The sequence below is a fragment of the Stutzerimonas stutzeri genome (assembly GCF_024448695.1).
Classification (GTDB): domain Bacteria; phylum Pseudomonadota; class Gammaproteobacteria; order Pseudomonadales; family Pseudomonadaceae; genus Stutzerimonas; species Stutzerimonas stutzeri_T.
This window is the reverse complement of sequence record NZ_JAMOHY010000003.1, coordinates 22,518-43,646: the sequence shown is the minus strand read 5'-3', so window position 1 is coordinate 43,646 and position 21,129 is coordinate 22,518. Positions and strand designations below refer to the sequence as shown.

Genomic DNA, 21,129 nt, shown 5'->3' with positions numbered 1-21,129 from the left:
CCGCGCAGCTTGGAATCGGACCGATAGCGCTTCCCTATACCTATGACGTAGCGGCTTCGGAAACCGGCTTCGGCTCCTCATCACGCTGCGCATAGCGCTGGGCGAGCACCGCGCAGACCATCAGCTGAATCTGGTGGAAGATCATCAGCGGCAGGATGATCATCCCCACGGCACTGCTGGCGAAAAGCACCTGGGCCATGGGCACGCCGGTGGCCAGGCTCTTCTTCGAGCCGGCGAAGAGAATGGTGATGCGGTCTTCGAGGTTGAAGCCCAACCGCCTGGCAAGCCAGTGCGTCAGCCAGAGCACGAGTGCCAGCAGGGCACAGCAGACCAACGTCAGTGCAACCAGTCGCGACAGTGGAATGAGTTGCCACAGCCCCTCGACCACCGCGTCGCTGAAGGCGGTATAGACCACCAGCAGGATGGAACCCTGGTCGACGGATTTCAGCCAGCCCTTGTTGCGCGTCACCCAGGCGCCGATCCAGCGCCGCGCAAACTGCCCGGCAATGAAGGGCACCAGCAGTTGCAGCACGATCTTGCCGATGGAGTCCAGCGTCGATCCGGCTTCACCTTCCACACCCAGCAGCAGCATCACCAGTACCGGCGTGAGGAAGATGCCGAGCAGGCTGGACGCCGCCGCACTGCAGATCGCAGCCGGGATGTTGCCACGCGCCAGCGAGGTGAAGGCAATGGCCGACTGCACCGTGGCGGGCAGGGCACAAAGGTAGAGAATGCCCAGGTAAAGCTCGTTCCCCACCATGGGTGTCAGCAGCGGCTTGAGTGCCAGGCCCAGCAGCGGAAACATCACGAAGGTGCAAGCGAATACCAGCAGGTGCAGGCGCCAGTGTCCGGCCCCGGCCAGGATGGCTTCACGCGACAGCTTGGCGCCGTGCATGAAGAACAGCAGGGCAATGGCCAACGTCGTGGCCCAGCCGAAGATCACCGCGCCCTGGCCTTCGCAGGGCAGGAAGGTGGCGATGGCGATGACCGCCAGCAGGGCGAGGGTGAAGTTATCGAACAGCAGGCGCAAATGGGCCATGGCGAGAATCCTTGTACTTGCGGGTAACAGGCGGCGACCTTATCGTGACCGGCATCTTCCGACTAACGCCAAGCAGGCATGAAATGTCGCCAACCGGACAAGAAGCTGCATTGCTTGCGCGCCTCGACGAGCTCCGGCAGCTGCCAAGGCCCGTCTATGGCCAGCTCGACTCGCCGCCCAATCTCAAGCTCGGCTATCGTCACAGTCATCCCTGGATACAGCTGTCCCACGCCGTGGAAGGTGTACTCGAGGTACGTACCGACCGCGGGCGCTTCATTGCGCCGCCGCTGCGCGCCGTGTGGATTCCCGCGGGCATTACCCATCAGGTGTTCTGCGCCCCGGATACCTGCATCCGCAGCCTGTACATCGACCGCAGCGTGGCTGGCGATGCACCCGAGCGCTGCCGCGTGCTGCAGGTCAGCCCGCTGCTGCGCGAACTGATCCAGCAATTCAGTACACTGCCCGAAGCCTACGCGGAGAGTGGCCCGGAAGGCCGTCTGGTGCAGGTGCTGCTGGATCAACTCGGCAGCGCACCGGAGGTCGAACTGGTGCTGCCATTGCCGGTCGAGCCACGCCTGCGCCAGTTGTGCCGCAGGCTGCAGGCGCGTCCCGATTCACGCGAGCGACTGGTGGACTGGAGCCAGACGCTGGGGCTTTCCGAACGCACCCTGAGCCGGCTGTTCATGCGCGAGACCGGGCTGAGCTTCCGCGCCTGGCGGCAACGCCTGCGCCTGCTCAGCGCCTTGCCGGCACTGGAGCGCGGCGAGCGCGTCACGGACGTGGCGCTGGGCTGCGGTTACGAATCACTTTCAGCTTTTATTGCGGCCTTCCGCGAACAGTTTGGCGCAACGCCGGGCGAGTTCTTCCGCCCGGGCTCGCCAGGCATGGACAATCCATAGGGCGGCCAAAGCGCACCGCCATTCACCGCCGCATCAGGAGACCCGATGAGCATCCGAACCTACCAGAACCACACCCCAAGGCTCGGCCAGCGCGTATTCGTCGACCCCAGCGCCGTGCTGATCGGCGATATCGAGATTGACGAAGACAGTTCGGTGTGGCCGCTGACAGTGATCCGCGGAGACATGCACCGCATCCGCATCGGCGCGCGCAGCAGCATCCAGGACGGCAGCGTGCTGCACATCACCCACGCCGGGCCGTTCAACCCGGACGGTTTCCCGCTGGTCATCGGCGACGAAGTGACCGTCGGGCACAAGGTCACGCTGCACGGCTGCACCCTGGGCAGTCGCATCCTGGTGGGCATGGGTTCCATCGTCATGGACGGCGCGGTGGTGGAAGACGACGTCATCATCGGTGCCGGCAGCCTGGTACCGCCAGGCAAGACGCTGGAAAGCGGCTTTCTCTACGTCGGCAGCCCGGTGAAACAGGCCCGTCCGTTGACCGACAAGGAGCGCAGCTTCTTCAGCTATACCGCCGGCAACTACGTGAAGTTGAAGAACATGCATATAGCGGAAGGGACGCCGTAGGACCGAATTTGTTCGACCCTACGCTGCGCCCTATAGAATTCCACCCCAACGCAACGCAACGCAACGACGAGTTCTCATGCACCACTCCACCATTCTTTTCGACCTTGACGGCACTCTCACCGACCCGCGCGAGGGCATTACCCGCTCGATCCAGCATGCACTGGCCAAGCTTGATATCAACGAGCCGGATCTGGCCAAGCTGGAACCCTTCATCGGTCCGCCGCTGTTGCAGGCGTTCATGCAGTTTTACGGCTTCGACGAGGCACGCGCGTGGCAGGCGGTGGAGTTCTACCGGGAGCGCTTCAAGACCCAGGGCCTCTACGAGAACCTGCTGTTCGACGGTGTGCTGGAGATGCTCGAACACCTGCGCGGGCAAGGCCGTACGCTGTATGTGGCGACCTCCAAGCCCTCGGTGTTTGCCCGCGAGATCGCCCGCCACTTTGCCTTCGATCAACACTTCAAGGTGATCTACGGCAGCGAGCTGGACGGCACCCGTACCAACAAGGTCGAGCTGATCGCACACCTGCTTGCCGAAGAAAAGCTGGAAGCCGCTCAAACCCTGATGATCGGGGATCGCAAGCATGACCTCATCGGCGCCCGCCAGAACGGCCTGCAAGCTGCTGCCGTCGGCTACGGCTTCGGCAGCCACGCCGAGCTGATGGCCGAATCGCCGGCCTATTACTACGCCACGCTGAACGAACTGCGCAGCGCCTTCGCCTGATAAAAAAGACGCGCCCGAAGGCGCGCCAAGTGAAGCGCACGCAAGGATCTACTTGATCTGCACGATCAGGTCGCGGCGGACCAGGGTCTTGATCTTCACCAGATGGTCATCTTCCTGTTCCTTGGCCTTGTGAAAGCTCTTGGCGATGTTGGGATGACCACCAGCCTCGGCCAGTTCGATAAGCAGCTCCCAGGCCGCGTTGTCTTCCAGCTCGATGGTTAGCAAGGCGCCCATGCCCTGGGCGACGTTGGTGCGCGGGTCGGTGAGGACTTCCATCACACCCATGGATTTCACCCCGGCCACATCGGCACAGGGCGTCATCGCCGTGGGGTCTGCGCCCAGCGTCTCGATGGCCTCGCGCACCAGGTTCATGTGCTCGAACTCTTCGTCGCGAATGTGCTTGAGCACCTGGATCAGGTCCGAGTTGGCGTCCTCCAGTGCCTTGGCCTTGGCGATCATCGCGTCGTACAGGCGCACGCCGCTGCGCTCGAAGGCCAGGCGCTCACCCAGCTTGTCGATAAGAATTTCCGGGCTCTTGCCCAGGGCCTTGTCGAAGGTGGTCTTGAGCATGCCCTTGGCCGACCCCGGCACGGGTACCGAACCGATGCGCTCGGCTTCTTCGGTGCGCTTGACCCGTTCGAGCATGGCGCCCTTTTCGTTGCCGGGCACGTCCGGACGGATCTGCTCGACCGCTTCGAGCAGGCTTTTGGTGTCCTTGGGGGACATCTGTACCCCGGTCATATTGGTGCCTACTTTGGCTGCAGTTGCCATATCGAAATCTCCTCAGGAATGCTTGCGCATGAGTTCGCCACCCGGCGCCCACTGGTAACCCGCCGAAACGATGTCCGAGGCGAGCCCTTCCGAGGCGAGGTGGTTGCGATAGTCGAGCGAAGACTTCGGCTCCTTGGCCTTGTCCACATAGACCGGGCCGGCGGTGCGCAGGTTGACCTCGGCGGCCAGCACCTGACGGACGAACTCGCGCTGGCTCTTGAACTCGACCATTTTCGGCAACGGGCCGGCGAGAATTTCGGCGGGGTCGCGCCCTTCGAGCTTCTTGAACCATTCGCAGGCGACATTCAGGTGGCCCAGCTCGTAATCCAAGAAGCGTTCCCAGATCGCCTTGATCCGTGGATTGGTCTCTTGTTCGGCGCAGCTGGCGTACATGTAGACCTCCATCGCCTCGTGCACCAGCCACTTTTCCAGATGGCTCTCGCTGGGGTCGGACAGCGAGCCATACTGAGTCACGTGCTGCTCTTCCACCGAGGCGATCTCGGCGTACAGCTGGCGCGCCAGCGGATCGGCGAACAGCGGGCCGATGTTCATGTAGTAATCGTGGGTCTGGTATTCCGCGCCAGTGATCAGCGCCGCGTGGATCTTGGTGATCAGCGCCGCTTCCTGTTTCTCGTAGTGGTCACGGATGTCGTTTTCCGGGTGCCGGTGATGCTCGGATGTCTTGCGACCGGGCACGATGTCGGTATAGCCCTGCAGGATGTTGTTGGCATCCTTGCCTTCCAGGCGATCAAGCATCGCCGAGTAGCGGTACAGGTGATCGAAGTCTTCCAGCAGACCGAAACGATAGGTCTGCGCCTGATAGGGGTCCGGCTCGTTCTGCGCGACCGCGGCGGTCACTTCGATGGCGACCTGTTCGTAGGCCACGGTGGTTTCCAGCGGTGAATGATCGGCGCCGATCAGCCAGTTGACCATGGTGGCCTGGTGTTGCTCGACGCGACGGATCTCCGCCAGTGGCAGGCGCAGCTCCTTGTTGAAGCGCGCAATACCATGCTTGAGGCGCAGGGCGTCTGTTTCGACACCATTCATGATGATGATGCGGACGCGGGTAAAGGCATCGTCATCGAGCTTGCTGATCGGCTTGCCGGCCATTTCCTTCCATGTGAATTTCTGCTTCTCCAGGGGCGTGCCTTTGTTGTCTAAAATTCCGGATATGGTCTCCATGGAGCCTCCGTTGTTATGCGTGGGAATCAGGCATCGGTAATCGCTCCATGAACATGGGCGATCTATAAAGGGGACCGAGGAGACAGCAAAAGGATTCGCGCCATTCATCGGCAATGGCGTGATCGTCGCCGATGACCCGCAAACGTGTGGGCTTCGCTAACGGCCACAAGCGCATTGGCTGGCGTATCGCCGCTTCGTCTGCTTAGTTCGCAAGCTGCCTCAAGCGGGCTTCCCGTTCGTCGGTAGGGCGTTTGGCCAGCCCCGCCACTGCAGCATGAAAGCGCTGCCAGTCCCTGCCGTTCTGCTCGAACAGCGCCGCAAAAGCCGGCACCCAGCGGTCATACAGGCCGAACGGCAGCAGGCTGGCGTTGTTCAGCGGCTGGGCGAACCAGCGATCGAAGCGCCGATCGCCATTCCACTGGCTATCGCGCAGGGTCCGGTAGGCCTGACGCAGGCGCATGAACTCGAATTGCTTAAGCTGTCGCATCTCGCTTTCGGAGCGTTGTGAGGCGTACAGCTCATTCAGCCGCTCACGGGTGGCCAGCAGCAATTCGACCAGTTGCCGGTAATGCCGTTGAGCTTGCTGGTCCTGCTCCGGCAAGCCGCGGCTGATCCGCCACTGACGCAAGCCTTCGCGCTCAACGAAGCTGGCGTAGGACTCGTTGAACGCCGTGTCGCCCGGCAGGTACAACTGCTGGTGCGCCAGCTCGTGGAAGATCAGCCCGGCCAGCTGCTCGTCGTTGCGCCGCAACATGGTGTTGAGCAACGGGTCATCGAACCAGCCGAGGGTCGAGTAGGCTTCCACGCCAGCGACATGGGTATCCAGCCTTTCAGCCTGCAACCGCGCCGCCGCACCACGCGCCGCACCCTGGCGGTAGTAGCCGCGGTAGGCCACGCAGCCGGCAATGGGGAAGCAGTGTTCACGCGGTGACACGGAGAATTCCTCGGTGGCGAACAGGCTCCACACCACATAGGGCCGCTGCAGGTCGGCATAAAAGTGATAGCTGTCATTGTCCGGCAGGCCCAGCGCCCGGCTGGCGAAATCACGCGCCAGCAGGGCCTGTTCGAGGCGCTGACGCAGGTTGGCATCCTGGGCTTCATCGGCGATCAGGGCAGCCACGGGCTGACGCTGGCGCAACACCTCCAGCTGCCCCACCGCCAGCTGACCGTAGTAACTGCTACAGCCATTCAGACCGGCGGCAAGCAGCAGGGGAACCCAGCGCAGGTGAAGGCGGTCGATCAAGGCGGCGTTGGGCTTCGGCATTGGGGAACCGGTTGCTGAATGGGGCTGGCGCCTGGTGCGCAGCGGGCACCCTACCGAGCCGATGCCGCGCGTTGCAATACCGGGCGCACCATCGCCTCTTGTTCCTGATTTATCCAGCCGGAGCTTTTCCATGCGCCGTATCGCCCTCACCCTGTTCGTTTCGAGTCTCGCCGGCTGCTCGCTGTGGATGCCCAAACCCGACCCCGCTCAGGCGTGGATCGAACTTGCGCCGCTGGAGAAGACCGACCTGCAGGCGCTGGCGGTAGACGGGCGCAGCCTGGAGGACGATCGCTATTTCCAGGTCCGGCCCGGCAGCCGCACACTGGAGATGCGCTATCGCTTCCAGGTCGGGAGCGCCGATATCGGCCCAAACAGCGAACCGCTGCAGCGCGACTGCAAACTGAGCCTCGAATACGACCGCTTCACCGCCGGCGCACGCTATCGCCTGGTCGCTGGCGGCTACGGCTTCCGCCCCTGGGCCAGACTCTACGACCAGCATCAGACACTGCTGGCGCGTGCCACCGAACAGGGTTGCGGCAACCTCGCCAAACGCTGAGCGCGTTGAAAAGAACCGACATCTGGCGCAGGCTCCGCTGTAGCCAACTCGGAGCTTGCCACCATGCGCCTGCCGCTCATCCTCCTGCTTGCCCTCACCCTGGGTGGTTGCGCCAGCCCGCTGCCGCCCCCCGACCCGAACATGGCCTGGGTGGACATGACGGCCCAGACCACCGATATCTTCATGTCCGACCGCCTGGACGGCAAACGGACCTATGATGGTCGCTATTTCCAGGTGCCACCGGGGGCGCATGAACTTGAAGCGCGCTACGAGTTCGAGATCAGTAGCGGCGGTTTCGGCCTGTTTGGCGAAACCCACACCATGCGCTGCACCCTGGTGGTGAATTACGACAACTTCGAAGCCGGCAAGCGCTACCTGTTCCAGGCCCGCTCACTGGGCTTCACTCCCCAAGGCTGGCTGCGCGATGAACAGCGCAATGTGCTGGTGCAGGCCGAAGCCGAACACTGTTACTGAATTCGAGGTAGACGATGTCCCGTATTTCCCAGACCCTGTTTTCCGCTCTGGATCTGGCACCCATCCGCGACGATGGCACGCCGGCAGAGGCGCTGCACAACGCCCTGGCGTTGGCGCAGCACGTGGAAAGGCTCGGCTTCGAGCGTTTCTGGGTGGCCGAGCACCACAACATGGACGGCATCGCCAGCGCCGCGACGTCGGTGCTGATCGGCTATCTAGCCGCTAATACTTCACGGATTCGCCTTGGCGCCGGTGGGGTGATGCTGCCCAATCATGCGCCGCTGGTGATCGCCGAGCAGTTCGGCACCCTTGAGGCGCTGTACCCCGGTCGAATCGAGCTGGGTCTGGGCCGCGCTCCGGGCGCCGACCAGTTCACCGCCCATGCGCTGCGCCGCGACCGCATGGGCAGCGCCGATGATTTTCCTGCCGATGTCGAAGAGCTGGAACTGCTGCTGGGTCCGCGCCAGCCCAACCAGCGAGTGATCGCCATGCCCGGCGTGGACAGCAACGTGCCGATCTGGCTGTTGGGTTCCAGCCTGTTCAGCGCCCAGCTGGCGGCGGCCAAAGGCCTGCCCTACGCCTTCGCCTCGCACTTCGCGCCGCGCTTCATGCATCAGGCGATCAAGCTCTACCGCGACAACTTCACGCCGTCCCGAGTGCTCGACAAGCCCTACGTGATGCTCGGCGTGCCGCTGATCGCCGCCGACAGCGACGAGCAGGCCGAATATCTGGCCACCAGCGTCTACCAGCGCATCCTCTCGCTGATTCGTGGCCAGAGCCTGGTGCTGCGCCCGCCGGTCAAGAGTATGCAGGGCCAGTGGCTGCCCCATGAACAGCAGGCGGTGGGTGACTTCCTCGGGCTGGCGCTGATCGGCGGGCCGGAGAAGGTCAGAGCACGTCTGGATGTGCTGCTGGAACAGACCCAGGCCGACGAACTGATCTTCACCTGCGACCTCTACGAGACCGCCGACCGTCACCGTGCCTTCGAGATTCTCGCCGGGCTGAAGTGAAGGCTATGCCCCAGTTACGTGTTGGTGAAGTAATGCTGCTTTTGTACGGATTTATCCGCGAAATTCGCGGCTGAAGCCGCTCCCAAAGAAGGCTCCTCACACCTCAAGTGCCTGCAACAGCTAACAGGGACATCGCCAAGTAAAGCCCGGCCTGCAGTCGCTGACGGTATGCCGCAGGCGGAACACGTTCGGCCCAGATTGGCGGTCATCCCGAAAGCGCTGGCGCCGGCACGACCGTAAGCAAGGGCCGGATTTATCCGGCCAGCGGCCTCATAGGCCTAACGCGTTCAGCCCTCCGACAACCTATCAGCTGCCGTTGAGACGGAAACCGATCTTCACCGTGACCTGAAAGTGCGCAACCTGGCCGTCCGTGACGTGCCCGCGGATCTCGCCCACCTCGAACCACTCGACGTTCTGCAGGGTCTTGCTCGCTTCCGCAATGGCGTTGCGAATGGCCTCATCGACGCTGTTACGCGACGAGCCGACGATCTCGATCTTCTTGTAGGTGTGATGGTCCGACATGAATGCCTCCTTCTGGTGCGCGAGCCTCCGCTCGGATGGTTGCCTCCTGCCTGGATTGAGGCTAGCAAAGCCCGGCGAAGTTCAGGCGTAGGGTGGATAACGCGAAGCTTATCCACCGTCTTTTTCCGGGTCTCTTCCACGACGCGTGGAAAATGCTTCGCAGTTTTCCACCCTACGCCGTGCCACGTGCTTCATACGGCGGGATCAGATTACGCCTTGAAGCCCTCGGCCTGCATGCGCCACAAAGCATCGAACTCGCCGCCACGCGTGCGCAGTTCATGGGGCGGGCCGTCCTCGACGATCTGCCCGTCGCGCAGCACCACGATGCGCTCGAAGTTGGCCAGGGTGGACAGCCGGTGCGCCACCGCCACTACGGTACGGCCCTGGATCAGCTGGTTCAGCGCATCCTGGATTTCCGCCTCGGACTGGGTATCCAGTGCGGAAGTGGCCTCGTCGAGGATCAGGATCGGTGCATCCTTGAGGAAGGCGCGGGCGATACCCAGGCGCTGGCGCTGGCCCCCGGAGAGCATCACCCCGCGCTCGCCGACCAGCGTCTGATAACCCAAGGGCAGCGCGCGGATAAAGGCGTCGCAGAAGGCGTGCCGTGCTGCCTCAAAGACCTCCTCGTCGCTGGCCTCGGGACGGCCATAGCGGATGTTTTCCAGAATGCTGCGGTTGAACAGCGCGGTTTCCTGGGGCACCACGGCAATCTTCCCGCGCAGGCTGTCCTGGCTCACATGCCGGATATCCTGCCCGTCAATCAGGATCTGTCCGGCCTGCACATCATCCAGCCGCTGCAGCAGCGCCAGCAGGGTCGACTTGCCGGAGCCTGACGCGCCGACAATGCCCACCGACTGCCCCGCCGGAATGCGCAGGCTGAAATCCTCGAATACCGGCCCACGTTCCGGGTAGGCGAAGCGGATATGCTCGAAGTCGATATCGCCTTCTTCCAGCGTCAGCGCCGGCTCCGGGTCTTCCAGGCCGTGGGGCTGGTTGATGATGCGCAGGGTGTCGGCGATGGCGCCGATCTGCTGGGTGGTATCCACCAGCGCCAGGGCGAGGTCACGCGAGCCGTGCAGAATGCGGAAGGTCAGAGCGCTGACCAGCACCACGTCACCGGCGGTCACTTCGCCGCCGATCCAGCTGCGAATCGCCCAGACCAGCATGCCTCCGGCCATCAGCGACAGGCAGATGTCGTGCATCACCCGCGCCTTTTCCAGATACATCCAGCTGCGCCGCTGCGCGCGGGCTTCGTAGCCGATTTCCTGCGCCAGGCGCTCGGCCTCGCGGTCCCGGGCGGAGAAGGCCTTGATGGTCCAGACGTTGGACACTGCATCCACCAGCTCGCCACCGACCCGTGCGGCCTGGGCGGCAAAGCGCTGATGCTTGCTGCGCCCGCGAATGCCAAAGCCGGTGATCAGCAGCGCCACCAGCAACACGAACAGCACCAGCGCCACGGCCATGCGCCAGTCCACGGTAAGCAGCACCACCACCGCACCGATGAAGTCCACGATGGGCGGCACCACCTTCCAGGCCAGACCACCGTAAATCGCGCCGGCAGCCTGCCCAACGGCGGAAATGCGATTGCCCAGCGAGCCGGCAAAATGCTCGTTGAAGTAGCGCATGGGGTGGCCGGTGAGGTACTGGAACAGATCGACGCGGATATCCACGCAACTGGCCACCACGGTACGGCAACCCAGCCAGCCGCCCAGCCGCCAGAACACGTTTTCCATCACGATCAGTCCGAGGAACAGCCACAACGGCAGCCAGACATTGGCCGCACCCCGGTTGCTGCCGCTCTGTGCCATGGCATCGACCAGCAGTTTCATGCCGTACTGCACGGCCACTGCGCAGATCGAGGCGCTGACTACCAGGCTCAGCAGGCCGCCGAAGTGCCAGGGTCGTGCGCGAACGTAGCGCCAGAGGAACGCCAGCGGTCTGCTGGGCATCACCTCGGCATCCGCCCGCGCCGGGGCGTTCATGCGATGACCCGGTCCGCAGGTGTTCGGGGTTCCTGAACGCCGAAGCGGGTCTGCTGCAAACGCAGCTCATCGACCAGGCCACTGTGCACCTCTCGCCGTCCTGCCGCATCGGCAAAGCCCAGCAGGCCGGTCGGGCAATGACGCTCGTCATCCCAGCCGGGGTAATCGAGGACGGGGTAGAGGCAAATCCCTTCTACCGGCACGCCGCGCTGCTGGGCGAGCCCCACCTGCTCGCTGACATAGCGCAGCCAGTCGCCGCGCAGGTCACCTTCGGCGCCGGTTTCAGCCACCAGCAGCGGACGCCCATAGCGCTGGTGAATTTCAGCGAGGATGCCGACAAACGGACGGTAATCCGGGTGGCCACGCTCGATGGTCGGCCCGCCCAGATACCACTGGTTGTTCGAGTAGTAGTTGATGCCGAGAATATCGAGGTATTCCGGCTTGCCGCCCAGGCCGGGCCAGGCCTTGCCGCAGAGCATGTCCCACGCCTCGAACTGGCCCAGACGGGCGTTCTCCGCCTCACGCTGCGGACCGGGACGGTCGTTGCCGGCACGCACATGAATGGCCGGGTCAACCTGAACGAAGCGTGCCTGTGAATCCACTTCGCGAATCGCCTCGATGGCGGCGATGCTGGCACGTATCAGCTGGTGCTTGAGTTCGGCGCCGCGTCCGCTGGCCATGGGGTTCAACAGTTCCTTGTCGCCACCGGCCCAGGCCCAGAAGGAGATCTCGTTGATCGGTGCATAAAAGGCCGCACGGTCGGTTTCATCGCGGATCAGCCGTGCAGCGGCGGCGGCGAAACGGGCGAAACGTTCAACGAAACCGGGCCGCCAGATATCCACATCGTCCGGCCAGCCGTAATGGCACAGATCCCAGATCACCTGAGTGCCGGTGGCATGCGCCGCATAAAGTTGCGGCAGAAAGCTGGACCAGTCGTACTCACCCGGCCGGCGCTCGATCAGATGCCAGCGCAAACCGTCGCGCACGGTGCGGATACCGTAGCGCTGCAGCGCGGCATAGTCCTGCTGCGCCCAGCGGTCATGTCCCGTGGCAGCCAGCAAGTCGAGCCGGCGACCGTCTGCGCGGCGATGGGTAGAGCACTCGAAACCGCCAAGAAAGAAACTGTTGAACAGACTGGGGTGATGCATCCTGACCTCTGTCTCCGGTGAATGACGCCTTTCGCGGCAACTATGACCGCGCAGCCAATCCAGGCGTTTCGAGCGGCACCCGTTCGGCTTCCTCGATGCGCTTGTACAGCGCCAGCGCCTGACCGATTACCTGATCCATGTTGTAGTACTTGTAGGTGCCCAGCCGCCCGACGAAAGTCACGCCCGGCGTCTGCTCGGCCAGCTGCTGGTAACGCTTGTACAGCTCGGCGTTCTCCGGCCGCGGGATCGGGTAGTAGGGATCGCCTTCGGCCGAGGGGTATTCATAGGTGATGCTGGTCCTGGGGTGAACCTGCCCGGTGAGGTGCTTGTATTCGCTGATGCGCGTGTAGGGCACGTCCTCGCTGGGGTAGTTGACGGTGCCGACCGCCTGGAACTGCGCCTGATCGAGCTGTTTGTGCTCGAACTTCAGCGAGCGGTAGGGCAGCTTGCCGAAGCGGTAGTCAAAGTACTCGTCGATGGGCCCGCAGAAAATCAGATGATCGTGCTGCACTTCGTTGCGGATCTCGCGGTAGTCGGTGTTGAGCATCACCTTGATATTCGGGTGCGCCAGCATCCTCTCGAACATCTTCGTGTAGCCGTGCTTGGGCATCTGCTGGAAGCTGTCGGTGAAGTAGCGATCATCGGTGTTGGTGCGTGTGGGAATGCGTGAGGTCACCGACTTGTCCAGCTGCGACGGGTCCAGGCCCCACTGCTTGCGGGTGTAGCCGCGGAAGAACTTCTGGTACAGCTCGCGGCCGATGCCGTTGATCACCACATCTTCGCTGGTCTGGATGTTCTCCACCGGTTCGGCACGGCTGGCGAGGAAATCTGCCGCTTCCTGCTCGGTGGTCATGTTCAGACCGTAGAGCCTGTTCAACGTGGTCATGTTGATCGGGATCGGCACTTCCTGTCCGTCTACCTGCGCCAATACACGATGCTCGTAGGGGCGCCACTCGGTGAAGCGCGACAGGTAGTCAACGATGCGCTGGGCATTGGTGTGGAAGATGTGCGGGCCGTAACGATGGATCAGCACGCCGGCCTCGTCGTGGTAGTCGTAGGCGTTGCCGCCGATATGCGGGCGGCGGTCGACCACCAGCACACGCTTGTTCAGCCCGGCCGCCAGGCGCTCGGCCAATACGCTGCCGGCGAAACCGGCACCGACGATGAGGTAGTCGAAGCCACGCGTACGCGCCGGCGGCTGTTCGCCGGAGCCGCCGCCAAGACGTTCCGGGTTGCTGTCCTGCGGGCTCATATCGCGCATTGCATCTTCTCCTTCATCAGGGACCAGGTGTGATCCCAGGACATGTCGCCAAGGATCTCGTCGGCCTTGGCCAGCAGCGCATCACGGTCCTCGGCATCGGCCAGCGCAGCCTCGCATGCGGCGACGAAGGCCTCGGCGCTGTCGGCGATGCGCACGATGCCGGTGTCGCCATACGTGCGCACCACATCGGTAATCGGCGTGGAGACCACCGGGCAGCCGCCCGCCAGGTATTCGGGCGTCTTGGTCGGGCTGATAAAACGGGTCGAGTCGTTCAGCGCGAACGGCATGATCGCCACGTCCCAGCCGGACAGGTATTGCGGCAGCTCGTCGTAGGTCTTGCCACCGAGATAGTGGATGTTGTCGCGTTGCGGCAGCAGCTCAGGATCGATCTTCACCACCGGGCCGATCAGCACGATCTGCCACTCCGGCTTCATCCGCGCGACCTGCTCAATCAGTTCGAGGTCCAGGCGCTCATCGATCACGCCGTAGAAGCCCAGACGCGGGTGAGGAATTTCGGCCTGGTCGTACGGGTCATGCTGCGGACGGCGCGCAGCGGCAAAATGCTCGACATCGACGCTGCTGGGAAATGGATGGGCATTGTCATGACGCTGGCGCTTGGCCTCAAACAGGCTGTGGCCACCGGTAAACACCAGATTGGCACGGCGCATCAGCTCAACTTCGCGTTCGATCAACTGCGGTGGCGCACCATGAAAAGCCGACAGCTCGTCCATGCAGTCATAGATGGTCAGCTTCGGTTGCAAATGGTTGGAAAACGCCAGACTCATCGGCGTGTAGTACCAGAGCAGCAATTCGCTGACGCCGAGCTTGGCCAGATAGCCATCCAGCAGGCTGCGCTGGACACGCTCGGCGGCTTCGCCCACACAACCGGCAGGAAGACGCGGAATCAGCACTTGCACGCCATTTTCCTCGGGACGCACCTCCAGCCAGGGCTGGGCATCCTCGGTGGGAATCGGTTCCTCGCAGAACAGCACGTTGAAATCCCGGGCGAAGCGCGACATCAGATGCTGCGGGCGCTGATAGACGAAGCTCCAGCGCAGGTGGGACAGACACAGCAGTGTCGGCACCTGCTCATCAAAAACCACTTCGGCCGGCTCGGCAGACTTGTGGGGGGATTTGCCAATCTCGTACTGAAAGGGGCCTGCCCAGCTCATGAGAAACCTCGGTACGGGTGGCGGTGCTGTCAGCGTCCCGTCCGCTGCATCGCGCGTGAATTCGGCGCTGCCCTGCGCAACATATAAGGCGTGCACGGCAGCCAATAGTTCGGTTTCGGGCGCGCCGTTCGCCGGTAATGGACGACACAAAGCCGCCGGCGGTTCCCCTGTTCCACGTCCGCACACCCTCCGTCATCTGCCGGTCGGCGGACGGGTTGAACTTGCCTGGCATCCTGTCCGTCATCTACTGCAGGACGCCTGATTTCGACTCGACCCCCGCTTTGCGCGCACAACCGTTCCTGCGCCCGGCCCGGTCGATCCCACTCTGGAGATGCTCTGCGGCGCTGTCTTGACGACAGCCTCGGTGTGTTCCGTGCGCGTCCACTAATTGCATTGCGGAGGTGGATATAGATGATTCTGGTCACTGGCGGTGCGGGGTATATCGGCTCACATGCCGTACTGGAGCTGCTTCTGGCAGGCGAGGAAGTGCTGGTACTGGACAACCTTTGCAACAGTTCGAAAACCGCACTCGAGCGTGTCTCGCACCTGAGCGGACGGACGCCGCAGTTCGTCAAGGGCGACGTGCGCAATCGGGCGCTGCTGACCGCGCTGTTCGCCTCTTATCCAATCCGGGCGGTGATGCACTTCGCCGGGCTCAAGGCCGTGGGCGAAAGCGTGCGCGAACCCCTGCGCTATTACGAAACCAACGTCAGCGGCAGCATCGCGCTGTGTCAGGCGATGGCCGAAGCAGGGGTCTTCCGGCTGGTGTTCAGCTCCTCCGCGACGGTCTACGGCAAGTCGCCGGTGATGCCGATCACCGAGGATCGACCGACCGGCACACCGACCAACCCCTACGGCCAGTCCAAACTGATGGCCGAAAGCGTGCTCAAGGGCCTGGCCGAATCCGACCCGCGCTGGTCCATCGGCCTGTTGCGCTATTTCAATCCGATCGGCGCACATGAATCCGGGCTGATCGGCGAAGACCCCAACGGGGTGCCGAACAATCTGCTGCCCTACATGCTTCAGGTGGCCGTCGGGCGGCGCAAACAGCTCAACGTCTACGGCGCGGACTACCCGACCCCGGATGGCACCGGCATTCGCGACTACATCCACGTGGTGGATCTGGTGAAAGGCCATCTCAAGGCGCTGGATCGGCTGGAGCAGGTCCGCGGGGTCAGCGTGTGGAATCTTGGCACCGGCAAGGGTCATTCGGTACGCGAGATGATCACCGCCTTCGAGGAAGTCACAGGCCGGCACCTGCCGCACGCGATCAAACCGCGCCGGGCGGGCGACATCGCCCAGTGCTGGTCCGACCCGAACAAGGCCTGGGCGGAACTCGGCTGGCGCGCGGAAAAGGATCTGGTCACCATGCTCGCCGATGCCTGGCGCTGGCAGAGCAACAATCCGCGCGGTTACGCCACCGAAACGAAATTGCCGGCAGCCATGGCCAGCTGATCGCGTCGTCATTCCCTGCCGCTACGGTGCATGGAGCGCACCCCGCGAGGCTTCCCCCGGCCACCAGGGCTGTATCGAAGTCGATTCAAGTGCCGACCAGGGCACGACCTTTACGGTCAGGGTACCGCTGACGCCGAACGACCAAAGCTCTGCTGTGTGATGATCGGCGCGGATGCCCTGTACGCTCTGGCGGCGCCTGTCAGACAGTCCTCGCGCGTGCGCACGCCCGACTTGACCGCTTTGGTTTCAACCTCGCCGCAATGGCGTAGCATGCTGCGCAGCCCCTGTAACCGCTCAAGGAGACCGCCATGTCCGATCCCACTTACGCTCCGCCGAAGGTCTGGACCCACGACGCGCCTTCCGGCGGCAAATTCGCCAGCATCAATGCGCCAACTGCTGGCGCACGGGTCGAGCAGGCGTTGCCGGTGGGCAGGCATCCGCTGCAGCTCTACTCATTGGCCACGCCCAATGGCGTCAAGGTCAGCATCATGCTTGAAGAGCTGCTCGCCCTCGGCCATGCCGGCGCCGAGTACGACGCCTGGCTGATCAGGATCGGTGATGGCGATCAGTTTTCAAGCGGCTTCGTCGAGGTCAACCCCAACTCGAAAATCCCTGCGTTGGCCGATCACAGCGTCGAAGGTGAGCCCCTGCGGGTGTTCGAGTCCGGCTCGATTCTGGTCTACCTGGCAGAAAAATTCGGTGCCTTTCTGCCTACCGAACTTCGGGCACGTACCGAGACCCTGAACTGGCTGTTCTGGCAGATGGGCTCGGCACCTTTTGTCGGTGGCGGCTTCGGGCATTTCTACGCCTACGCGCCGGAAAAATACGAATACCCGATCAACCGCTACGCCATGGAGACCAAGCGCCAGCTCGATGTTCTGGATCGCCAGCTGGCTGAAAACCGCTACGTCGCAGGGGACGAGTACAGCATCGCCGACATGGCGATCTGGCCCTGGTATGGGGTTCTCGCTCTCGGTGAGCTGTACGAGGCGGGGGAATTCCTCTCCGTTGAGCGTTACCGCCATGTGCAGCGCTGGGCCAACGAGATTGCCGCACGGCCTGCCGTGGTTCGCGGGCGCAAGGTCAACCGCACCTGGGGCGAGGAGTCGGAACAGGTCCCCGAGCGTCACAGTGCGGCAGATCTGGACTGAGTCGCAGCCCGCTCCGGTTCAGGTGGAAACGGCACAGCCTTTCCACCTTCCCCGCGTAATACAACCCCGCCGACCGCTGATCCTCCACGCTGAACTCTGGCAGTAGCCGCGCACTCAAGATTCCATGAGCGCTGCTTTTGCCTGACTGTATCACTGGCCATGCGCACTGCCGTCGTGCCGGGGTAGCACAGTGCACGGCAACCCGGTTGTTCAACACAACGTGAGGTGGATCATGAGACATACACTGGTAGCAGCGTTTGCAACGCTGACCGATGCCAACCGCACCCGTGGCGACCTGATGTCGCGCGGCATTCCACGGGAACAGGTTCACGCTGTAGGCGCCGACACCGCAGAAATCCATGCCTACGACAGCCCCTACTCCACCACTGATGACCGCCTGGATCGCACCCAGCATGATTCCCGGGTCGCGCAGTTCTTTCAGTCGCTATTCGGCAACGAACCCCATGAACAGCATCGCCACTACGCGACGGCCTATCCAGATGCGATACGCCGCGGCGCCCTGGTGATTGCCGTGGACGTGACCGACGAAGATCAGCTGATCAGGGCGCGCGATGCGCTGGAGTACAACGGCGCCATCGACATCCACGAACACGGAGGCGGTACCGTCGATACGGCGGCAGCGCACGGCTATGCCGGCCCTACCAGCCCCTATGCAGGCGCGACCGGCGGTGACAGTCATCTCGACAAGCACTTTGCTGGCTCCGCAGCCGCTACGCCAGGCGAGTCGCTCGCTGCAGGTCCGGCGAGCGCAGGCCACACCGATACCGTCTCGACCGACTATGACGACAGAAGCTCTGCCGACACCGGACGCTACGACATTGGCGGTGCCGCCAAACGAGCCGGTACGGGCTACCCTGAAACCACCGCCACCGCAGCCCCAACCGGCGCCGGAACCACAGGCCATGGCACCCCAGGCGTCGACACCGCTCCGCCCGGAACGAGTCGCGAGCGCATCTGCGTGATCCAGCGTCCAAGCTGACAGCGATCCACAGGTAGCGATCCACAGGTAATGACGGGCCGCACGATGCGTGCCCGTTGTTTACCGGAACCCCTGCGGCGATTGGCGCGGCAACAGCACGATAAACCTCGCGTATTCTGGCCGTTGCCCATGCCAGCCGAGAGCCACGCCATGAACATGCCGAGAACCGTCACGTCCTGCCTGCTGGTTTGCCTGCCTGTGTTGTCCAGCGTCTGGGCCGCCGCACCGGCCATGGACCAGACGCAAGGGGACTCAAAAAGCGCCTTTGTACTGCATGAAGGCGGCAATATGCACACCGATCAGCAGGCCCTGCGCGAACGCCGCGCCAAAGCGCTCGAACGTGAACAGCGCGAAGCTGTCGACGCCCTGATGGCGGCCAAGTACGCGATCACCCGAAAATACCTGGCCAAACTGCCGGCCCATGAGCGAGAGGCCATGCAGGCCGAACTCGCCGAACAACACGCCACCTTCGCCTATCGCTATCCCGCGGCTCATGCCCGCCTGCTGCAGAGCACCCCCCACAAGACCGGCGTCTCCGCAGACTGACTCAGCCGCGTGGAAAACGGCAACGCCCGTTCCACGCCTTTGCGCAGCATCGCTGCTTTGCCGGACAAACCCTGCAAGGTTTACGGCCTGATGCTTTATCGCCCGCGCCGGCCCGCGCCCAGCGCCTGCCGCAACCCGGCCTTGCCAAGGCTCAGCGCCAGACATTCCTCGGTTAACCCGAGTGCTGCGTTGAGCAGCGGCCTTGGCTGATAAGGCTTGCGCAGGCCCAGCCCGACCTTTGCAGCAATCAGCGCCGCCGTCGCGCCGAGCAACGCCGGCAGCAATACCGGCTCGCGCCGCACACCCGCCAGCGCCGCTGCACTTACGCTGCCAGAGAGCGCGCGAAACATCATCGAAGGGACAATCGTGCGATCCGGGGCAAAGGGCATCTTGTCGCCGAGCATCTCGCTGGCCGCCAGTGGCACCAGCGCCTTGCGCGCCACGTTCGACGTCAGCCACTGTGCCGCCTCGCCCGCACCGTCGAGATCATCCCGTCCGTCCAACGCCCGGCTGACCATCGCCGGCGCCAACAGGCTGCGCATGCCCGTCACCGCCCCGATCGCCACGGCGGCCCAAAACAGATTGCTCGAAGTACTCATGCAGGTGTCCCCGGTGGCTGTCTAGTTTCCGACCGGGCCGAGTGAGGGGCGTTCAACGGAGGCGAGCGCCGGGGTGAGTGGCTCCTCTTGCGCACCTTCTTCCTATCGGGTGGCCGCTCGGTAGCGTTGGCTGCAATTCCCTCCACCAAGCCCGGTCTACCCTGTACAAGTCAGCTTGGGAGGTGGATGTGGAAAGCATGTTTTTCAGTAGCGCAACGGCGCTGCTACGCACTCTGGTGGTTGGCGTGCTGGCCTATATCAGCCTGGTACTGCTGCTGCGCCTGTCGGGACGGCGGACGTTGTCGAAGATGAATGCCTTCGATCTGGTGATCACCGTGGCGCTGGGCTCGACCTTTGCCACCATCCTGCTGAACCAGGATGTGTCGCTGGCGCAGGGCGTGCTCGCACTGGCGTTGCTGATCGGGCTGCAGTACGTGGTTACCTGGTCGAGTGTGCGTGCGGCGTGGTTTCGCAAGATGATCACCGGCGAACCGGCGCTGTTGTTCTATCGCGGGCGCTTTCTCGGCGATGCGTTGCGGACAGCGCGGGTGACAGAAGACGAGGTGAGGGCGGCGATTCGCAGCAGCGGGATGGCGGCGCAGAAGGGCATCGAGGCGGTGGTGCTGGAGACGGATGGCAGCTTCAGCGTCATTCAGGACGGTGCACAGGGTGGCTGTTCATCGCTGGATGGGGTGACGGCTCCGCACTCAGGCGAGCAGCGCGGCTAGCGCCTCACCGAACCGTGGCGGTGGCCGTCGCAGAACAATCCCAGGCGGGTGCGGATGCCAGATTCCGCGCGCCAGGGTCTCTCACGCTTGTTGCATCGCCGCAACACTCGACCACCTGATGCGCACGCGCACGGGCTGGCGGTCGATGCGGCAAGCTGTGACGGTCTTGTTTCTAGTTGGCGCAGCGATCAGCCGATCAGCCACGCGCGCCAAGCTTGCCGACCACACCACGCAAGGTTTCCTGAATGTCGGCAGGCAGCAGCACCGTCTTGGCGTTGTTGCTCTGGCTGAGTTTGTCCAGCGCGGCGATGTATTTCTCGCCCAGCAGGTACATCATCGGACCGCTTTCGCTGCCGATGGAGCTGCTCACCCGGCGAATCGCCTCCGCCGAGGCTTCAGCCAGCATGACCTGGGCATCGGCATCGCGCCGGGCCGATTCCAGACGGGCCTCGGCTTCGAGGATGGCCGCCTGCTTGGCGCCCTCGGCACGGGTCACGGTGGCCTTACGCTCGCGTTCGGCAGCGGCCTGCAGCTCCATTGCACGCTGCATGGATTCCGACGGCTTGATGTCCTGGATTTCCACCGACTTGACGGTCAGGCCCCAGTCCACCGCTTCGTCGGCAATGCTTTCACGCAGGCGTGCCTTGATCCGGTCGCGCGAAGACAGCGCTTCGTCCAGTTCCATCTCGCCGACGATGGAGCGCAGGGTGGTCATGATCAGATTACGGATCGCTTCGGAGAAATCGGTGATGCCGTACACCGCCTTGACCGGGTCGGTGACCTTGATAAAAGCAATCGCGTTGGTGAGGATCACCGCATTATCGCGCGTGATGACTTCCTGTTCCTGCACGTCGAGGATGATGTCCTTGGTCACCAGCTTGTAGGCCACTCGATCCAGGTAGGGAATCAGGATGTTCAGCCCCGGACGCAGGGTGCTGTGGTATTTGCCGAGGCGCTCGACCACCCATTCCTCACCTTGGGCGACCAGGCGTACGCCCTTGGCAATGGTGACGACGATGAAAACAACAATGACAGCAGCAATGATCAGTCCCGCATTCATATCT

The 21,129-nt window shown here is 63.3% G+C and carries 22 protein-coding genes; 11 read left to right on the top strand and 11 right to left on the bottom strand.

What is annotated here, in order from left to right:
• Positions 1-40: 40 nt before the first annotated feature.
• Positions 41-1,039, bottom strand: a complete 999-nt coding sequence (locus tag NAV32_RS04175) for a bile acid:sodium symporter family protein (protein ID WP_256051542.1) — start codon at positions 1,037-1,039, stop codon at positions 41-43.
• 83 nt (positions 1,040-1,122) lie between these two features.
• Between NAV32_RS04175 and NAV32_RS04170 the strand changes: the two genes are divergently transcribed.
• The 3 genes from NAV32_RS04170 to NAV32_RS04160 all read left to right on the top strand — a co-directional run bounded on the left by NAV32_RS04170 (position 1,123) and on the right by NAV32_RS04160 (position 3,244).
• Positions 1,123-1,938: an AraC family transcriptional regulator gene (locus NAV32_RS04170; RefSeq protein ID WP_256051541.1), complete on the top strand. Its 816-nt coding sequence runs from the start codon at positions 1,123-1,125 to the stop codon at positions 1,936-1,938.
• Between the two features lie 45 nt (positions 1,939-1,983).
• On the top strand, positions 1,984-2,523 hold the full coding sequence (locus NAV32_RS04165; protein WP_256051540.1) for a gamma carbonic anhydrase family protein: 540 nt from the start codon (positions 1,984-1,986) through the stop codon (positions 2,521-2,523).
• 76 nt (positions 2,524-2,599) lie between these two features.
• Complete coding sequence (locus NAV32_RS04160) at positions 2,600-3,244, top strand: HAD family hydrolase (RefSeq protein WP_256051539.1); 645 nt, start codon at positions 2,600-2,602, stop codon at positions 3,242-3,244.
• Between the two features lie 48 nt (positions 3,245-3,292).
• Here the strand turns inward: NAV32_RS04160 and NAV32_RS04155 are convergent, their stop codons facing one another.
• From NAV32_RS04155 to NAV32_RS04145, 3 genes are all read right to left on the bottom strand, one after another.
• On the bottom strand, positions 3,293-4,015 hold the full coding sequence (locus NAV32_RS04155) for a ferritin-like domain-containing protein (RefSeq protein ID WP_256051538.1): 723 nt from the start codon (positions 4,013-4,015) through the stop codon (positions 3,293-3,295).
• Between the two features lie 12 nt (positions 4,016-4,027).
• Positions 4,028-5,197, bottom strand: coding sequence for a hypothetical protein (locus NAV32_RS04150; protein ID WP_256051537.1), 1,170 nt, complete (start codon positions 5,195-5,197; stop codon positions 4,028-4,030).
• 202 nt (positions 5,198-5,399) lie between these two features.
• The gene (locus NAV32_RS04145) at positions 5,400-6,461 is read right to left on the bottom strand and encodes an aminopeptidase (RefSeq protein WP_256051536.1); all 1,062 of its coding nucleotides are present in this window, start codon (positions 6,459-6,461) and stop codon (positions 5,400-5,402) included.
• Positions 6,462-6,591: 130 nt separating this feature from the next.
• Between NAV32_RS04145 and NAV32_RS04140 the strand changes: the two genes are divergently transcribed.
• The 3 genes from NAV32_RS04140 to NAV32_RS04130 all read left to right on the top strand — a co-directional run bounded on the left by NAV32_RS04140 (position 6,592) and on the right by NAV32_RS04130 (position 8,501).
• On the top strand, positions 6,592-7,017 hold the full coding sequence (locus NAV32_RS04140) for a hypothetical protein (protein ID WP_256051535.1): 426 nt from the start codon (positions 6,592-6,594) through the stop codon (positions 7,015-7,017).
• Positions 7,018-7,080: 63 nt separating this feature from the next.
• Entirely contained in the window at positions 7,081-7,491 is a 411-nt protein-coding gene (locus NAV32_RS04135; RefSeq protein WP_256051534.1) for a DUF2846 domain-containing protein, read from the top strand.
• Between the two features lie 14 nt (positions 7,492-7,505).
• Positions 7,506-8,501, top strand: coding sequence for an LLM class flavin-dependent oxidoreductase (locus NAV32_RS04130; protein WP_256051533.1), 996 nt, complete (start codon positions 7,506-7,508; stop codon positions 8,499-8,501).
• A 306-nt stretch (positions 8,502-8,807) separates the two neighbouring features.
• On the opposite strand, the gene NAV32_RS04125 is transcribed toward NAV32_RS04130, so the two are convergent.
• The 5 genes from NAV32_RS04125 to NAV32_RS04105 all read right to left on the bottom strand — a co-directional run bounded on the left by NAV32_RS04125 (position 8,808) and on the right by NAV32_RS04105 (position 14,586).
• Positions 8,808-9,023, bottom strand: coding sequence for a dodecin (locus NAV32_RS04125; RefSeq protein ID WP_256051532.1), 216 nt, complete (start codon positions 9,021-9,023; stop codon positions 8,808-8,810).
• A 209-nt stretch (positions 9,024-9,232) separates the two neighbouring features.
• On the bottom strand, positions 9,233-11,005 hold the full coding sequence (locus tag NAV32_RS04120) for an ABC transporter ATP-binding protein (RefSeq protein ID WP_256051531.1): 1,773 nt from the start codon (positions 11,003-11,005) through the stop codon (positions 9,233-9,235).
• Positions 11,002-12,153, bottom strand: a complete 1,152-nt coding sequence (locus NAV32_RS04115; protein WP_256051530.1) for a beta-glucosidase — start codon at positions 12,151-12,153, stop codon at positions 11,002-11,004. Before NAV32_RS04115 ends, NAV32_RS04120 begins: the two co-directional genes overlap by 4 nt.
• Positions 12,154-12,193: 40 nt before the next feature.
• Positions 12,194-13,414, bottom strand: coding sequence for a UDP-galactopyranose mutase (gene glf, locus NAV32_RS04110; protein ID WP_256051529.1), 1,221 nt, complete (start codon positions 13,412-13,414; stop codon positions 12,194-12,196).
• On the bottom strand, positions 13,402-14,586 hold the full coding sequence (locus tag NAV32_RS04105; protein ID WP_256051528.1) for a glycosyltransferase family 1 protein: 1,185 nt from the start codon (positions 14,584-14,586) through the stop codon (positions 13,402-13,404). Before NAV32_RS04105 ends, glf begins: the two co-directional genes overlap by 13 nt.
• A gap of 411 nt (positions 14,587-14,997) precedes the next feature.
• Here NAV32_RS04105 and galE point away from each other — a divergent pair, with 411 nt between their 5' ends.
• The 4 genes from galE (at position 14,998) to NAV32_RS04085 (ending at position 18,738) form a co-directional block, all read left to right on the top strand.
• Positions 14,998-16,041: a UDP-glucose 4-epimerase GalE gene (gene galE, locus NAV32_RS04100; RefSeq protein WP_256051527.1), complete on the top strand. Its 1,044-nt coding sequence runs from the start codon at positions 14,998-15,000 to the stop codon at positions 16,039-16,041.
• 308 nt (positions 16,042-16,349) lie between these two features.
• The gene (gene yghU, locus NAV32_RS04095) at positions 16,350-17,192 is read left to right on the top strand and encodes a glutathione-dependent disulfide-bond oxidoreductase (protein WP_256051526.1); all 843 of its coding nucleotides are present in this window, start codon (positions 16,350-16,352) and stop codon (positions 17,190-17,192) included.
• Between the two features lie 232 nt (positions 17,193-17,424).
• A complete protein-coding gene (locus tag NAV32_RS04090) occupies positions 17,425-18,192 on the top strand; it encodes a hypothetical protein (protein ID WP_256051525.1) in 768 nt (255 codons plus the stop codon).
• A 150-nt stretch (positions 18,193-18,342) separates the two neighbouring features.
• Positions 18,343-18,738, top strand: a complete 396-nt coding sequence (locus NAV32_RS04085; protein WP_256051524.1) for a hypothetical protein — start codon at positions 18,343-18,345, stop codon at positions 18,736-18,738.
• 95 nt (positions 18,739-18,833) lie between these two features.
• Here the strand turns inward: NAV32_RS04085 and NAV32_RS04080 are convergent, their stop codons facing one another.
• A complete protein-coding gene (locus tag NAV32_RS04080) occupies positions 18,834-19,337 on the bottom strand; it encodes a DUF4126 family protein (RefSeq protein WP_256051523.1) in 504 nt (167 codons plus the stop codon).
• Between the two features lie 188 nt (positions 19,338-19,525).
• Here NAV32_RS04080 and NAV32_RS04075 point away from each other — a divergent pair, with 188 nt between their 5' ends.
• The gene (locus NAV32_RS04075) at positions 19,526-20,065 is read left to right on the top strand and encodes a DUF421 domain-containing protein (RefSeq protein WP_256051522.1); all 540 of its coding nucleotides are present in this window, start codon (positions 19,526-19,528) and stop codon (positions 20,063-20,065) included.
• A 196-nt stretch (positions 20,066-20,261) separates the two neighbouring features.
• Here the strand turns inward: NAV32_RS04075 and NAV32_RS04070 are convergent, their stop codons facing one another.
• Positions 20,262-21,125, bottom strand: a complete 864-nt coding sequence (locus NAV32_RS04070) for an SPFH domain-containing protein (protein WP_256051521.1) — start codon at positions 21,123-21,125, stop codon at positions 20,262-20,264.
• Positions 21,126-21,129: the final 4 nt, after the last annotated feature.

What these genes read in the sequence shown, in the direction of transcription:
- NAV32_RS04120 (WP_256051531.1), bottom strand. Translation starts at nt 11,005, where the DNA reads ATGAACGCCCCGGCGCGGGCGGATGCCGAGGTGATGCCCAGCAGACCG.
- glf (WP_256051529.1), bottom strand. Translation starts at nt 13,414, where the DNA reads ATGCGCGATATGAGCCCGCAGGACAGCAACCCGGAACGTCTTGGCGGC.
- galE (WP_256051527.1), top strand. Translation starts at nt 14,998, where the DNA reads ATGATTCTGGTCACTGGCGGTGCGGGGTATATCGGCTCACATGCCGTA.
- NAV32_RS04130 (WP_256051533.1), top strand. Translation starts at nt 7,506, where the DNA reads ATGTCCCGTATTTCCCAGACCCTGTTTTCCGCTCTGGATCTGGCACCC.
- NAV32_RS04155 (WP_256051538.1), bottom strand. Translation starts at nt 4,015, where the DNA reads ATGGCAACTGCAGCCAAAGTAGGCACCAATATGACCGGGGTACAGATG.
- NAV32_RS04135 (WP_256051534.1), top strand. Translation starts at nt 7,081, where the DNA reads ATGCGCCTGCCGCTCATCCTCCTGCTTGCCCTCACCCTGGGTGGTTGC.
- NAV32_RS04150 (WP_256051537.1), bottom strand. Translation starts at nt 5,197, where the DNA reads ATGGAGACCATATCCGGAATTTTAGACAACAAAGGCACGCCCCTGGAG.
- NAV32_RS04090 (WP_256051525.1), top strand. Translation starts at nt 17,425, where the DNA reads ATGAGACATACACTGGTAGCAGCGTTTGCAACGCTGACCGATGCCAAC.
- NAV32_RS04105 (WP_256051528.1), bottom strand. Translation starts at nt 14,586, where the DNA reads ATGAGCTGGGCAGGCCCCTTTCAGTACGAGATTGGCAAATCCCCCCAC.
- NAV32_RS04145 (WP_256051536.1), bottom strand. Translation starts at nt 6,461, where the DNA reads ATGCCGAAGCCCAACGCCGCCTTGATCGACCGCCTTCACCTGCGCTGG.
- yghU (WP_256051526.1), top strand. Translation starts at nt 16,350, where the DNA reads ATGTCCGATCCCACTTACGCTCCGCCGAAGGTCTGGACCCACGACGCG.
- NAV32_RS04080 (WP_256051523.1), bottom strand. Translation starts at nt 19,337, where the DNA reads ATGAGTACTTCGAGCAATCTGTTTTGGGCCGCCGTGGCGATCGGGGCG.
- NAV32_RS04115 (WP_256051530.1), bottom strand. Translation starts at nt 12,153, where the DNA reads ATGCATCACCCCAGTCTGTTCAACAGTTTCTTTCTTGGCGGTTTCGAG.
- NAV32_RS04140 (WP_256051535.1), top strand. Translation starts at nt 6,592, where the DNA reads ATGCGCCGTATCGCCCTCACCCTGTTCGTTTCGAGTCTCGCCGGCTGC.
- NAV32_RS04125 (WP_256051532.1), bottom strand. Translation starts at nt 9,023, where the DNA reads ATGTCGGACCATCACACCTACAAGAAGATCGAGATCGTCGGCTCGTCG.
- NAV32_RS04160 (WP_256051539.1), top strand. Translation starts at nt 2,600, where the DNA reads ATGCACCACTCCACCATTCTTTTCGACCTTGACGGCACTCTCACCGAC.
- NAV32_RS04085 (WP_256051524.1), top strand. Translation starts at nt 18,343, where the DNA reads ATGAACATGCCGAGAACCGTCACGTCCTGCCTGCTGGTTTGCCTGCCT.
- NAV32_RS04170 (WP_256051541.1), top strand. Translation starts at nt 1,123, where the DNA reads ATGTCGCCAACCGGACAAGAAGCTGCATTGCTTGCGCGCCTCGACGAG.
- NAV32_RS04165 (WP_256051540.1), top strand. Translation starts at nt 1,984, where the DNA reads ATGAGCATCCGAACCTACCAGAACCACACCCCAAGGCTCGGCCAGCGC.
- NAV32_RS04175 (WP_256051542.1), bottom strand. Translation starts at nt 1,039, where the DNA reads ATGGCCCATTTGCGCCTGCTGTTCGATAACTTCACCCTCGCCCTGCTG.
- NAV32_RS04070 (WP_256051521.1), bottom strand. Translation starts at nt 21,125, where the DNA reads ATGAATGCGGGACTGATCATTGCTGCTGTCATTGTTGTTTTCATCGTC.